The sequence below is a fragment of the Methylobacterium sp. 77 genome, from assembly GCF_000372825.1.
Lineage (GTDB): Bacteria > Pseudomonadota > Alphaproteobacteria > Rhizobiales > Beijerinckiaceae > Methylobacterium.
Genome location: NZ_KB910516.1, coordinates 977,111 through 990,430 on the forward strand (window position 1 = coordinate 977,111; position 13,320 = coordinate 990,430).

Sequence of the window (13,320 nt, forward strand, 5' to 3'; positions counted from 1 at the left end):
GTCATCGAGGAAAAGCGCAACACGATGAGAGGCTTGGCAGAACATCTTCGCGTGGGGCTCGTGGCCGCGGCGCTCGTCACCGGCAGCATGGTTCCGGCGGCCTGGGCGCAGGGAACGCTGCGGATCGGCATGACCGCATCGGACATCCCGCTCACCACCGGCCAAGCCGACAATGGCGGCGAGGGCATGCGCTTCATGGGCTACACGGTCTATGACGGGCTCATCAACTGGGACCTGTCGAGCGCGACCAAGCCCTCCGACCTCTCCCCCGGTCTCGCCACCTCCTGGGAGGTGGATGCCGCCGACAAGACCAAGTGGATCTTCAAGCTGCGCCCCGGCGTGAGCTTCCATGACGGTTCGCCCTTCACCGCCGATTCGGTGGTGTGGAACCTCGATAAACTCCTCAAGAACGATGCGCCGCAATTCGATCCGCGCCAATCGGCGCAGGGGCGCTCGCGAATCCCAGGTGTCGCCACTTACCGCGTGGTCGATCCGATGACGGTGGAGATCACCACCAAGGTGCCGGACGCGACGCTGCCCTACCAGATCGCCTGGATCATGATGTCCTCGCCGGCGCAATGGGAGAAAGTCGGCAAGAGCTGGGACGCCTTCGCCAAGACCCCGTCGGGGACGGGACCGTGGAAGCTCACCCTGTTCGCTCCGCGCGAGCGTGCCGAGATGGCGCCCAACGCCGAGTATTGGGACAAGGCGCGGGTGCCCAAGCTCGACAAGCTGGTGCTGGTGCCGCTGCCGGAGGCCAATGCCCGCGTCGCGGCCCTGCGATCGGGTCAGGTCGACTGGATCGAGGCGCCCCCGCCGGACGCCGTCGCCTCGCTCAAGGGCGCGGGTTTCAGCATCGTCACCAATGCCTATCCGCATAACTGGACCTGGCACCTGTCGCGGATCGAGGGCTCGCCCTGGAACGATATCCGCATTCGCAAGGCGGCCAACCTCGCCATCGACCGCGAGGGCATGAAGGATATGCTCGGCGGCCTGATGATCCCGGCCCAAGGCTTCATGCCGCCCGGCCACCAGTGGTTCGGTCATCCGACCTTCAAGCCGACCTACGATCCGGAGGGGGCCAAGAAGCTCCTGGCCGAGGCCGGCTACGGCCCGGACAAGCCGCTCGTGACCAAGATCCTGATCTCGCCATCGGGCTCGGGCCAGATGCAGCCGCTGCCGATGAACGAGGTGATCCAGCAGAACCTCGCGGAAGTCGGCATCAAGGTCGATTTCGAGGTGGTGGAGTGGAACACCCTGATCAACCTGTGGCGCGGCGGTGCCAAGGCGGAATCGGCGCGCAAGGCCACGGGCCTGAACTTCTCCTACTTCATCCAGGACCCCTTCACCGGCTTCGTCCGGCACGCCCAGTGCAACCTCGCCGCGCCGAACGGCACCAATTGGGGTTTCTACTGCGACCCGGAGATGGACAAGCTCTTCGACGAAGCCCGCAACGCCTTCGACAAGACCGAACAGACCAAGGTGCTGGAGAAGATCCACGAGAAATACGTCAACGAGGCGCTGTTCCTCATGGTCGCCCACGACACCAACCCGCGCGCCATGAGCCCGAAGGTGAAGGGTTTCGTCCAAGCACAGAACTGGTTCCAGGACTTCTCGCCGATCACGGTCGGGAAGTGAGAGCGTCGGTCCTTCCCCTCGCGGGGAGGGACCGAGGGTGGGGCTGGCTCCGCCAGCCTTTGAAAGGTGAGGGCCGCTGGTCCCCCACCTCCATCTCCTTCCCGCCAGGGGGGGAGTGCCGCCACAATGGATCGAGGTCATCCGGATGCTCCCATGCTGAGCTTCATCCTCCACCGCCTGCTCACCGTCACCCCGGTGGCGCTGGGCGTCAGCATCGTCTGCTTCCTGCTGGTGCATCTGGCGCCCGGCGATCCCCTGAGCGCCGTCCTGCCGGTGGACGCCACGCAAGAGACGATCGACGCCATGCGGACCGCCTACGGCTACGACAAGCCGCTGCCGGTCCAGTACGCGCTCTGGCTCTGGAAGGTCCTCCACGGCGATCTCGGCACATCGATCGCCAGCGGCCGCCCGGTCCTGAACGAGGTCGGGCGCGCGGTGGTCAACAGCCTGATCCTCGCCTCCGTCGCGACCCTGATCGGCTTCACCTTCGGCTGCCTGTTCGGCTTCGTCGCCGGCTACTTTCGCGATTCCGCCCTCGACCGGGCCGCCTCCGCCATCTCGGTCTTCGGGGTGAGCGTGCCGCATTACTGGCTCGGCATGGTCATGGTGATCGTGTTCTCGGCCCAGCTCGGCTGGCTGCCCTCTACCGGAGCCGGCCCCGACGGATCGGGTAACTGGAGGCCGGATCTTGAGCATCTGCGCTACATCATCCTGCCGGCCATCACGATGTCGGTGATCCCGATGGGCGTCATCGCCCGTACCGTCCGGGCGCTCGTCGGCGACATTCTCTCCCAGGATTTCGTCGGGGCGCTGCGTGCGAAGGGGCTCTCGGAATTCGGCGTGTTCAAGCACGTGGTGAAGAACGCGGCCCCCACCGCGCTGGCGATCATGGGGCTTCAGCTCGGATACCTGCTCGGCGGCTCGATCCTGATCGAGACCGTGTTCGCCTGGCCCGGCACCGGCTTCCTCCTCAACGCCGCGATCTTCCAGCGCGACCTGCCGCTGCTGCAGGGCGCCATCCTCGTCCTGGCGATGTTTTTCGTCGCGCTCAACCTCATCGTCGACGTCGTGCAGACGGCACTCGACCCGCGCATCGAGAGGGGCTGATGGCACTCGGAACCAGTCCGGCCGCATCGGCCATCGACATTGCCGGCGGCGCGCCCCCGCTCACCGCCGCACCGGACGCCTTCGTCGCTTCACGCGGGTTCTGGGGCAACGTGCTGGCCAAGCTCCTGCGCGACCCCGTGGCGATGACGGCCGCCTTCGTCATCCTCGCCATCGTCGCCATCGCGCTGCTGTCGCCGTGGATCACTCCCATGGACCCGTATCGCGGCTCGATGGTGCGGCGGCTCAAACCCATAGGCGACGCCACCTACATCCTCGGCTCGGACGAGCTCGGACGCGACATGCTGAGCCGCCTGATGCTGGGCGGGCGCCTTTCCCTGTTCATCGGCGTCACGCCGGTGATCCTGGCCTTCATCCTCGGGTCCGGCATCGGCATCCTCGCCGGCTATGTCGGCGGCTGGCTCAACACCGTTCTGATGCGCACCATCGACGTGTTCTTCGCCTTCCCTTCGGTGCTGCTCGCCATCGCGCTCTCGGGCGCATTGGGCGCGGGCGTGTTCAACTCCATCGTCTCGCTGACCTGCGTGTTCACGCCCCAGATCGCCCGCGTCGCGGAGAGTGTGACCACCCAGATCCGCTCACGCGATTATGTCGACGCGGCCCGCCTCTCGGGCGCCTCGACCTTGACGATCCTGCGGGCGCAGGTGCTCGGCAACGTGCTGGGTCCGATCTTCGTCTACTCCACCAGTCTCATCAGCGTGTCGATGATCCTCGCCTCGGGCCTGTCCTTCCTCGGCCTCGGCGTGAAGCCGCCGGAGCCCGAATGGGGCCTGATGCTCAACACCCTGCGCACGGCGATCTACGTCAATCCCATGGTCGCTGCGCTGCCGGGCCTCGCCATCTTCATCGTCTCGATCTCGTTCAACCTGTTCTCGGACGGCCTGCGCTCGGCGATGGAAGTGAAGTAGATGAGCACGCAGTCCGCAACGAATCCGGTCCCCTCCGCCCGCGACCGGGGCGGCCCCGGCCAGCCGCTCCTCATCGTCGAGGGGCTGGTGAAGCATTTTCCGGTCAAAAAGGGGGTCGGCGGCAGGAAGGCCGTCGTGCGCGCCGTGGACGGCGTCGATTTCGACATCAAGAAGGGCGAGACGCTGGGCGTCGTCGGTGAATCCGGCTGCGGCAAGTCCAGCACCGCCCGGCTCATCATGGGCCTGACCCAGCACGACAAGGGCGAATTGCTGTTCGACGGCGAGCGCATCGGCAGCCGGGCGCTGCCCTTGCGGGAGTTCCGCGCCCAGGCCCAGATGGTCTTTCAGGACAGCTATTCGTCGCTCAATCCGCGCATGACCATCGAGGGCTCCATCGCCTTCGGGCCCCAGGTCCACGGGGTGCCGAAGCGTCAGGCCATCGAGCGGGCGCGCAGCCTGCTCGCCCGCGTCGGCCTGGAACCGGCACGCTTCGCCGCCCGCTACCCGCACGAACTCTCCGGTGGTCAGCGCCAGCGCGTGAACATCGCTCGCGCCCTGGCGCTCGAGCCGCGCCTCGTGGTCCTCGACGAAGCGGTCTCGGCCCTCGACAAGTCCGTGGAGGCGCAGGTGCTGAACCTGCTGATGGACCTCAAGCAGGAATTCGACCTCACCTACCTGTTCATCAGTCACGACCTCAACGTGGTGCGCTTCATCTGCGACCGGGTGGCGGTGATGTATCTCGGGCAGGTGGTGGAGATCGGCCCAGCCGATACCGTGCTGGCCGCCCCCGCCCATCCCTATACCAAGGCACTCCTGGCCTCGATGCCCTCGATGGACCCGGACAACCGCACCACCGTGGCGCCCCTGGCCGGAGACCCGCCCAATCCCATCGACCCGCCGCCGGGCTGCCGCTTCCACCCACGCTGCAGCATCGTCGAGGATGTCTGCCGGAGCCATGTCCCGCCCCTCGGCCCGGTCGATCCCGTCCATCGCGTGGCCTGCCTCGCCCGCCAGCCGGGATCGGGCCATTCCGCGGCACCGACCGGAGGGGCAGTGGCGGCATGAGCGACGCAATGACGACCGCCAAGGGCGAACCCGCCGTCGCGATCGAGCGGCTCTCCGTCACCTTCGGCGGCAAGGTCCGCGCGGTCGATCGCGTCGATCTCACTCTCGCTCGTGGGCAGGCCATCGCCCTCATCGGCGAGTCCGGCTCGGGAAAGAGCGTGACCCTGCGCGCGATCATGCGGCTCAATCCCGAGCGCAAGACGGCGATCGAGGGCCGCATCGTCGTCGCCGGCCGCGACGTGATGGCGATGGGCAAGCGCGAGTTGACCGCGTTGCGCGGGCGTGAAGTGGCGATGATCTTCCAGGAGCCGCTTCTGGCCCTCGATCCCGTCTACACGGTGGGCCGTCAGATCATCGAGGCGATCCGCCAGCACGAGAAGGTCGGTGCCGCCGAGGCGCGCGCCCGCGCGCTCGAACAGTTCGAGCGGGTGCGCATCCCGAGCCCGGAGCGGCGCCTCGACGCCTATCCGCACGAGATGTCGGGGGGCATGCGCCAGCGCGCGATGATCGCCCTCGCCCTTGCCTGCAACCCGAAGGTCCTCCTCGCCGACGAACCGACCACGGCCCTCGACGCCACGGTGCAGATCCAGATCCTGCTGCTCCTGCGTGACCTGCAGGCGGAGCTCGGGCTCTCCACCATCTTCGTCACCCACGATCTGGGCGCGGCCGTCGAAGTCGCCGACCGGATCGCCGTCATGTATGCCGGCCGCATCGTCGAGGAAGGCTCGGCCCGGCAGGTGGTGCTGAACCCGCATCATCCCTACACGATCGGCCTCCTGCGCAGCCGCGCCGACGGAGCCCTGGCCAAGGGCTCCCGACTGCAGACCATCCCCGGCAGCCCGCCCGATCTCGCCAACCGCCCGCCGGGTTGTCCCTTCGCACCGCGCTGCTTCCTCGCCGAGGATCGCTGCCGCGTCGGCGACCCACCTGTGGTCGAGGCCGGACCGGGGCATCGCGCCGCCTGCTGGAAGACCGACGATGCGGCGGGTAGCTTCCAGTCGCAGCGGGCAGAATTGACGGCGGCGTCGGTGTGATCGGCCCTTCCCACCTCAGCGGAGGAGGGAGACGCGCGGCACCGATCGTTTTATCTGGGTCGAGACGACAACGGACACTCCTATGAGCACGACCCACAATCTCCGCGTCGACGGCGCACGCCTGTGGTCCACGATCATGGAGACCGCCCGGTTCGGCGCCACCCCGGCCGGCGGGATCAATCGGCTGACCCTGTCGGAGGAGGACAAGCGGGTCCGCGACTGGTTTCGGGACGCCTGCGAAGCCGCGGGGCTGGACGTCGGCGTCGATGCGCTCGGCACACAATTCGCCCTCCGGCGCGGCCGCGACATGACGAGATTGCCCATCGCCTGCGGCTCGCACCTCGATACGCAGCCGACGGGGGGCAAGTTCGATGGCATCCTCGGTACACTGGCGGGGCTGGAGGTGATGCGCGCGCTCAACGATGCCGGCATCGAGACCGACGCGCCGCTCCTTCTGGTCAACTGGACCAACGAGGAGGGCTCGCGCTACGCCCCCGCCATGATGGCGTCGGCCGCCTATGCCGGGGAATTCACCGTGGAGGACATCCATTCGCGGCTCGACGCCGCCGGCATCAGCGTGGCGCAGGCACTGGAGACCATCGGCTATCTCGGGACCGAGCCCGTCGGTGAGCGCCAGATCGGAGCCTTCGTCGAACTACATATCGAGCAGGGCCCGATCCTGGAAGCCGAGGAGACCACCATCGGCGTCGTCGAGGGCGGGCAGGGGATCGCTTGGTTCGATGGTGTGGTGACAGGATTCGAAAGCCATGCCGGCACCACCCCGATGCCGCGCCGGCGTGACGCCCTCAACGGCCTTGCCGAGATCGCGCTGGCCGTCGAGCGCATCGCCCATGCACACGGCCCCACCGCTGTGGCGACGATCGGCGAAGCGGTGATCGGCGCGCCTTCGCGCAACGTCATACCCGGTCGCATCCGCTTCACCCTCGACCTGCGCGACCCGAAGAGCGAGACCCTCGACGCGGTCGAGAGCGAATTACGGGCAGAGCTGGAAGCCATCGCCGTCCGGCGCGGGCTCGAGATCGTGCTCACCCGAATCTGGCGCAAGGAACCGGTGCCGTTCGACACCGGGGTGGTGGGGGCGGTCGAGGCGGCGACCAGGGGACTGGGTCTCAGCCATCGCCGTATGGTGTCGGGCGCCGGCCACGATGCCTGCAACATCGCTGGACTCGCCCCGACGGCCATGATCTTCGTGCCCTGCCGCGATGGGATCAGCCATAACGAGGCCGAATCGGCGACCCAAGTCGATTGCACCGCCGGCGCCGACGTCCTGCTCCAGACCCTCCTTGCCCTTGCCGACGCGCCGGCGCAGACCGGCTGAGCGGCCCCTATCCCAGCGAGATCGAGGCGGATCGCCGGGCTGGGCGCGTCCAACGGCGATCCGAACAGCGTCGATCATCGGCAGGCGATATGCGGTTGCGTCCAAACGATGGGGCGATTGCTTGAATGTGCCTCATCGGCGCCGATTCTCGAGACGCGGCAAGCGGGCTCGGCCGGTCGAAAACGGGTCACGACGCTGGCATTCGACGTCACGGCAGCGAAAATCGCTGGAGACGGATGCGGAAGTGTTTCTTTTCCGATGCGCACCGGGTTGTGTTGCGATCGAAAAACACGCACCGACATATTGCTTCGGAACATCCTGGCACAAAAACGTTCACGTTAGACGGCGCATCAGCCAGGGAAGGAGCAACCATGTCGACACGGTCGCTGATGGATCCATCCGGACGGTCGGATGGTGCATCACGTCGGTTGCCGTCCCGCCGTTTGCTGAAGCTCCTGGAAAGTACCACGGAGGTCGGCTTCTGGTCCGCGGACCTCGATGGGCTCGGCATCAACGGATCGATCGGGCTCCACAGGGTTCTCGGCCTGTCCCCATCGATCGCGCTGAGCTTCGGTGTCGTCGAGGCGATGATGCATCCCGACGATCGCGCAGCGCATACGGACATGCTGACGTTGCTGCGCGAGGGCCGGCCTCTGAAGCGGGAGTTCCGCATCATCCGGCCGGATCAGACACTGCGCTGGATCGCCAGTCACGCCGAGGTGGTGCTCGGCCCCGGCAACCGTCCGAGCCAGGCGATCGGCGTCGTCGAGGACGTGACCGACCGCCACGAGGCCAAGCATTCCGCGGAACAGGGGCATGATCGCGCCAAGGCCCTGATCTCGGCCACGGCCGCAGTGGTCTGGATCGTCAGTTCCGACGGGAAGGCGATCGACATGCCGCTCTGGGAAGACCTCACCGGGCAGAGCCGCGAGCAGTTCCAGGGACTCGGCTGGATCAATGTCCTGCATTCCGACGACCGGGAGCGAACGAACTTCGCCTGGCGCACGGCGCTCAGCCACGACACAGCCTATAACACCGATTACCGCGTCCTCTGCATCGACGGGATCTATCGCTGGTTCAACGCCCGCGGCGTGCCGATCATGAACCGGGATGGCTCGGTGAAGGAGTGGGTCGGCGTGTGCTTGAGCGTGCCGGGGCAGAGCCGCTTCCAGGCCGCCTCATCGACCACCGACGTCCGCGGCCCTGCGACCGATATCGGTCGCGGCGGCGAGGAGCTGACTTCTGCCCAGGTCAGGGCCGCACGCGGGTTGACCGGCCTGTCGAAGGACGAACTGGCACGACGCGCCAACGTTTCGGTGTCGACGATCGTGCGGATCGAGGATTCTGACGCGACTATCCGCCCGCGACGCGACACCGTGAAAGCAATACGCCAGGTTCTGGAACAGGCGGGTGTGATCTTCACCTTCGATCCGGGGCACAAGCCCGGAGTGCGGGAGGCATAGGACTCAATCCCCGAAAGGCGGACGTCTGCTAGCTTACGGGGCGGCGATTCACGCCGCCTCAGACGGAGACCGCCAGCCGCTCCCGGATCAGCTTGCCCAGCTCGCCCCTGCGCGCGCGCATGGTCAGGCGGATGACGCGATCGTTCTCATCCGGACAGATCGTATTGACCTTGCCTGCAAGCACGATCATCCGCTCGTTATCGGCGAAGCTCAGTTCGCTGCGGAAGAGCAACATCAGGATACGCCCGTTCCCGGGATCGGTATCGAGAGCCTGCGAGAAGATCTTGGCCGCCTCGTTCGCGGCCCCATAGCGGAACAAGCGCTCGCCCGCCTCCAGCATCAGGCTGGGATCCGCCCCGGACACATGGGCGACCGCACGCCAGGCCGCCAGGATCGACTCCTCGTCACCCGTCGACTCGATGGCTCTGGCTGCCATCCGCCTGATCCGGCCCTGGCTGTTGGTCATCAGTGCCGAGACGTAGTAGCTCAGCCGTTCCTCGTCCTTCTCTTCGTCGGCCAGCCGACCGAGGGTCTTCCAGGGCTCTTCGAATTCGGCATCCGACTGACAGGCGCGCAGGATCAGATCGCCGCCGCGCTGGCGGTTCCCCTTGGCGATGGCGATCTCGCCGTAGAGCCAGATCGCGGTGGCACTTTCCGGATCGCGCTGAAGCTCGTCATCGGCGATCTCGGCGAGGGCACCCCAATCCTGGAGCTTCATCGCGCGCCCGCTCCTGCCCAACACCGTATCGTCCACCTCGGCGTCGGGCAGTACCAGCGAACGACCATCCTCGACCGCCTTGATTCCCAATCGACGTGCTCGCAGGGCGATGCGGACGGCGCGCTCGCTCTCCTCGGGGCAAACGACCGCGATCAGTGCCGTCAATTCGGCCAAGCGCTGATCGTCGGCGAAAGCCAATTCACTGCGGTAGAGCAGCATCAGAAGGCGTCCGTTCGTCGGATCCGCGGCGTAGGCGACCGCGAAGATCTCGGCCGCGTCGCGAGCCGCACCGGCCCGGAGCAGGCGGTCACCGGCCTCGATCAGGATGCCGAGATCGGATTGGGCCGCCGCTGCGACCTGCCGCCAAGCGTCCACGGCCGCCTCGTCGGTGCCGGTCTGCTCGATGATCTTCGCCGCCATCCGCATGACTCGGCTTTGACCGCTGGTCATGAGTACGGACGCCAGGAATTTGAGTCTCTCCTCGTCCTGCTCGTCGTCGGCGACGCGAACCAACGCCTTCCAGGGCTCCTCGAAGGATGGTTTCGCCTGGCAGGCACGGATGATCAGGTCGATGCCGCGCCGACGATCTCCCCGCGAGAGTGCTATCTCGCCATGTAGCCAGATCGCCGTCGGGCTATCCGGATTGTCCTGCATCTCGGAGGTGGCGATGGCGGAGACCATCGGCCAATCTTCTTGCTTCAACGCGCGCCGGATCCGCGACAGCAGCGTTTCGCTGGCATCCACGTCCGGTTTGTTCTGGTCGAGCAGCCTGTTGTATTCGTGGATCGCCCGCTCGGCATTGGAGTAGAGCGAGATCCTGTCGCTCTGGACGACCCCGACGACGTCGCAGAACTCACGGATCATGTTGACGTTCGGCGAGATGACGATGAATCCGCTCGTCGCCAGCCGTTGCTTGATCACGGCCGTGAAACGGTCGGTGAACTCGGCCGTATGGGGTACGACATCGCCTTCGACGAGATAGGTCTCGTAGGGCAATCCGTAAGAGAGAGCATACCGGAAGGCCACGCTGATATCGGCTGGGACGTTCTTGTATTCCACATCCATAAAGGCATCGATATTGGCCACGAACGACACGAACTTGATCAGACTCGCCGCGTCGATCCGGTGCATCTTGGCGGCGAACACACAGTTCCGCCTCAGCGTATGATGCGACACGATTCCGGCCATTCGGCCCACGGGGCTCGAGATGTTCGCCTCCCGCCGAAGCCTGCCGATGGCGGGCCGTCGCACCCCCGTGATGGTGTCGCAGAAAGCGCGGCGCTCCACCTTCGAGGCGCATAGGATACCGACACGCCGGTTCGTCGGGATGGCAGCGGTCAGCCCGCAAAGGACGGCATGCGACCGCGATTGGAGTGAGCTGACCCAGACGTTCTCGAAGATCAGCATGAACGCCCATCTCGCCGGGAGACCGGTACGCAGCGTCTCGCCGCGCGTGTTTCAGGTCGAGGCCCCACGTCGATCTCCCTGCTCGAATCTAGAGCGATGCTACGCCAGGAAGCAACAGCCCGCATCGAGAAATGGCGCACTGACAAAGGCTTAGTCGATAACCCAGCACGGATATCCCACCTCGCGACCCTGTCCGCAAGGTCCGGTCGCCGAGTCCAGTTCTCGCACCATATCGTCAAAGCCAGTCATATGCCCTTGCCGAGCGTCTCCCACACAGTCTCGGTGTCGCCGGACCTGTCGCGGGAAATAGGCCCTATCGTGGCGGTCGCGACCGATCGTCGGCGTTTCCCGCCTTACCGGGAGAGCCGCCACCGGACCGATCCTCGTCGAGAAAGCGGAGAAATGCCGGACCATCGACGTCCCAGCTGTTCAGGGCGCCGATATGGGGCTCCATCCAGGCCCGGTAGCGATGGCCCATCACAAGGCTGAGGCGGGCAAAGTTGAGGCGCAGACGATAGGTGCCATCCTGGATCGGAATGATCTCGGTGATCCGCGTGCCGGGCTCCGCGAACACGATGTGCGCCAGGCCGGCCCCATGAGGAGCGACGATCCGCGTCGCCGACGACACGATGAAGATCTGCTGCCATAGCGGCATCCTCCCGAGCATCACGCTCGCATACCCTCTCGCCACGACCTGCGCCTCGATCTCAGCCTCGTTCCGCAAGGCGCGTCTGTCGGAATCACGGCGGCAGATGTAGAGCGCGTCGGGAGCCGTCGCGTTCTCCTGGATGGCGATGGCGCGGGCGGATTGCTTCACCCGCTCGATGATGGGCGCCACGCGCTCCCAATAGGTGAGGCCCTGCATGCCGCTGCGGGCAACCAGCAGGCGGCGAACGAAGAGAGCGTCGCCGACATCCACCACCTGCTGGGGCAGGCCGGACAAGCGCAGCGTCTCCTTTTCGAAGGGTGGCGCCTGGTCGCTGAGGAGGATCGCCGCTTCGGGCGCCGCGTCCTCGAGCATCCAGGAGAAGAGCGGCAGGCGATCCACCAGCCAGTGATAGATCCCGCGCGTACCCTTGATGGCGAAGAAGCCGGCGGTGATGGTGGGCGCCCCTTCTCGCGACAGGCGCGAGACAGGCAAGCCCTTCGAGACGACGACGCTGCCGTCCTCGCGCCAGATCTGGCCGTCCCGATCCACGAACACGTCACGGTACTCGATGATCTCGGGCGGCTTTGCCCGTGCGGCCCTCTTTCCGAAACCCTCGATGTCGCCGATGACGGCGGCGGCGTGATGGGACGGGGTCCGCTCGCTCGACCGGATTTCCACGGTACCTTGAGCACGCCGCTCGGAATCGGGAAACGGAAACGTGATCGCCGTCGCCGCCCTGGATTCGGTGGCGGACCCGGGCGACACGTAGCCGGCCTCGGACAGCGCCGCCGTGATCTCCGATCGAAGGGCGGCATCCTTGGTATGTGCCAGGAACGATTTCGCCTGACGTGCAAATTTCGGGTCCTTAAACACCGATGGATCGGCCGTGAAAATCTTCCAGGCAGCGGCACTCTCACCGAGCAGCAGGAACTTGCGGCTCACCGCGTGACGGTCCGCATGGGGCCATCCGGCGTCCAGGCACTGGCCTTCGGCCCAGCCAAGCGCGTCCGCATCCTGCGTCTCGCCAGCCGCACGGATGAACATGGCCATCAGCGGAGGGCTTTCCTTCACGCGATCGGCGTCGCGGGCCAGGGTCAGGATCGTCTGCCAATCGGCTCTCTCGAAGGCCGTTTGACAGTCTAGGAACCTGGACCGCCGAGACCTGAAGACATTCCAGGGTGAGACGCGCTTGAGAAGACGTGTGGCAACTTTGATTACGGGGTGGAACATGTCGATCTGCGCTCTCCTTTGCTGCTCTTCACCTCATTCTTGATCCACGCGGAAGAAGAACTCGTTCGCCGGTCGATGATCAAAGCTTTCGTGGCAGCATTCTCAGGCGGCCATGGTCGGCACGCAACGAGGGACGTGTCGTCCGCAAGTGAGTTGAGGATGGGATACTGTCCTGCAATATCACACCTTCGCATCCGCAAAATCATGTGATAATTCCGCCCGGCTGACTCAACTTTAGGAGGTTTACGCATGATCGCTCGCTCCAAACTCCCCCTTCTCCTTGCCATCGCCGCTCTGGCCGCTCCCATCGCCATCACCTCGCCTGCCTCCGCCAAGGGCAACAAGGTCATCTCGATGATCGACACCGACAATGACGGCACGATCGACCTCAAGGAAGTCCTGGCCGTCGCCGGCGCCAAGTTCGACGCCCTCGAAGGCGACAAGGACGGCACCCTCGACGCCAAGGAGCTGAAGGGCCGCGGTGGCAAGAAGGCGATCGCGGAAGCCGATCCGGACAAGGACGGCACCCTCGACAAGAAAGAGTACCTCGCCCTCGTCGAGTCCCGCTTCAAGGCGGCGGATCCCGACAACGACGGCACCCTCGATGCCGCCGAGTTGAAGACCCCCGCCGGCAAGGCCCTGGTCAAGCTGATCAAGTAAGCAGACGCGGCGCATAAGCGCCGCGAGTGCGGCGGCCGCAGGCTGCAACGGACGATGAAGCCCCCATGCACCAGCGCGCATGGG

General features: G+C 65.9%; 10 protein-coding genes. 8 read left to right on the forward strand and 2 right to left on the reverse strand.

Annotation, left to right across the window (positions count from 1 at the left end):
* The first annotated feature begins 87 nt into the window (after window positions 1-87).
* The 7 genes from A3OK_RS0104540 (at window position 88) to A3OK_RS0104570 (ending at window position 8,572) form a co-directional block, all read left to right on the forward strand.
* Window positions 88-1,638, forward strand: a complete 1,551-nt coding sequence (locus A3OK_RS0104540; RefSeq protein ID WP_245259412.1) for an ABC transporter substrate-binding protein — start codon at window positions 88-90, stop codon at window positions 1,636-1,638.
* Between the two features lie 153 nt (window positions 1,639-1,791).
* Window positions 1,792-2,745 carry an ABC transporter permease gene (locus tag A3OK_RS0104545; RefSeq protein ID WP_019903749.1) on the forward strand — a complete coding sequence of 318 codons (954 nt, stop codon included), beginning with the start codon at window positions 1,792-1,794 and terminating at the stop codon, window positions 2,743-2,745.
* Window positions 2,745-3,671 (forward strand): ABC transporter permease, encoded by a 927-nt coding sequence (locus tag A3OK_RS0104550; protein WP_019903750.1) that lies wholly within the window; start codon window positions 2,745-2,747, stop codon window positions 3,669-3,671. The genes A3OK_RS0104545 and A3OK_RS0104550 overlap by 1 nt, the downstream gene beginning before the upstream one ends.
* On the forward strand, window positions 3,672-4,736 hold the full coding sequence (locus tag A3OK_RS0104555; RefSeq protein WP_019903751.1) for an ABC transporter ATP-binding protein: 1,065 nt from the start codon (window positions 3,672-3,674) through the stop codon (window positions 4,734-4,736). It begins immediately after the preceding gene.
* Entirely contained in the window at window positions 4,733-5,770 is a 1,038-nt protein-coding gene (locus A3OK_RS0104560; RefSeq protein ID WP_026596933.1) for an ABC transporter ATP-binding protein, read from the forward strand. Before A3OK_RS0104555 ends, A3OK_RS0104560 begins: the two co-directional genes overlap by 4 nt.
* An 82-nt stretch (window positions 5,771-5,852) precedes the next feature.
* Entirely contained in the window at window positions 5,853-7,109 is a 1,257-nt protein-coding gene (locus A3OK_RS0104565; RefSeq protein ID WP_019903753.1) for a Zn-dependent hydrolase, read from the forward strand.
* A gap of 125 nt (window positions 7,110-7,234) precedes the next feature.
* Window positions 7,235-8,572 carry a PAS domain-containing protein gene (locus A3OK_RS0104570; RefSeq protein WP_245259311.1) on the forward strand — a complete coding sequence of 446 codons (1,338 nt, stop codon included), beginning with the start codon at window positions 7,235-7,237 and terminating at the stop codon, window positions 8,570-8,572.
* A gap of 58 nt (window positions 8,573-8,630) precedes the next feature.
* Here A3OK_RS0104570 and A3OK_RS0104575 read toward each other — a convergent pair whose 3' ends face one another.
* Both A3OK_RS0104575 and A3OK_RS0104580 read right to left on the reverse strand, forming a co-directional pair.
* Window positions 8,631-10,697, reverse strand: a complete 2,067-nt coding sequence (locus tag A3OK_RS0104575) for a hypothetical protein (RefSeq protein WP_019903755.1) — start codon at window positions 10,695-10,697, stop codon at window positions 8,631-8,633.
* A 313-nt stretch (window positions 10,698-11,010) separates the two neighbouring features.
* Window positions 11,011-12,396 carry a glycosyltransferase family 61 protein gene (locus A3OK_RS0104580; RefSeq protein ID WP_019903756.1) on the reverse strand — a complete coding sequence of 462 codons (1,386 nt, stop codon included), beginning with the start codon at window positions 12,394-12,396 and terminating at the stop codon, window positions 11,011-11,013.
* A 429-nt stretch (window positions 12,397-12,825) separates the two neighbouring features.
* Between A3OK_RS0104580 and A3OK_RS0104585 the strand changes: the two genes are divergently transcribed.
* Window positions 12,826-13,236 carry an EF-hand domain-containing protein gene (locus tag A3OK_RS0104585; RefSeq protein ID WP_019903757.1) on the forward strand — a complete coding sequence of 137 codons (411 nt, stop codon included), beginning with the start codon at window positions 12,826-12,828 and terminating at the stop codon, window positions 13,234-13,236.
* The last annotated feature ends 84 nt before the right edge of the window (window positions 13,237-13,320 follow it).

Bases quoted from the DNA above. Each gene is read 5' to 3' on its own strand.
- A3OK_RS0104545 (WP_019903749.1), top strand. From the start codon at position 1,792: ATGCTGAGCTTCATCCTCCACCGCCTGCTCACCGTCACCCCGGTGGCG.
- A3OK_RS0104570 (WP_245259311.1), top strand. From the start codon at position 7,235: ATGTGCCTCATCGGCGCCGATTCTCGAGACGCGGCAAGCGGGCTCGGC.
- A3OK_RS0104550 (WP_019903750.1), top strand. From the start codon at position 2,745: ATGGCACTCGGAACCAGTCCGGCCGCATCGGCCATCGACATTGCCGGC.
- A3OK_RS0104560 (WP_026596933.1), top strand. From the start codon at position 4,733: ATGAGCGACGCAATGACGACCGCCAAGGGCGAACCCGCCGTCGCGATC.
- A3OK_RS0104575 (WP_019903755.1), bottom strand. From the start codon at position 10,697: ATGCTGATCTTCGAGAACGTCTGGGTCAGCTCACTCCAATCGCGGTCG.
- A3OK_RS0104555 (WP_019903751.1), top strand. From the start codon at position 3,672: ATGAGCACGCAGTCCGCAACGAATCCGGTCCCCTCCGCCCGCGACCGG.
- A3OK_RS0104565 (WP_019903753.1), top strand. From the start codon at position 5,853: ATGAGCACGACCCACAATCTCCGCGTCGACGGCGCACGCCTGTGGTCC.
- A3OK_RS0104585 (WP_019903757.1), top strand. From the start codon at position 12,826: ATGATCGCTCGCTCCAAACTCCCCCTTCTCCTTGCCATCGCCGCTCTG.
- A3OK_RS0104540 (WP_245259412.1), top strand. From the start codon at position 88: ATGGTTCCGGCGGCCTGGGCGCAGGGAACGCTGCGGATCGGCATGACC.
- A3OK_RS0104580 (WP_019903756.1), bottom strand. From the start codon at position 12,396: ATGGCCATGTTCATCCGTGCGGCTGGCGAGACGCAGGATGCGGACGCG.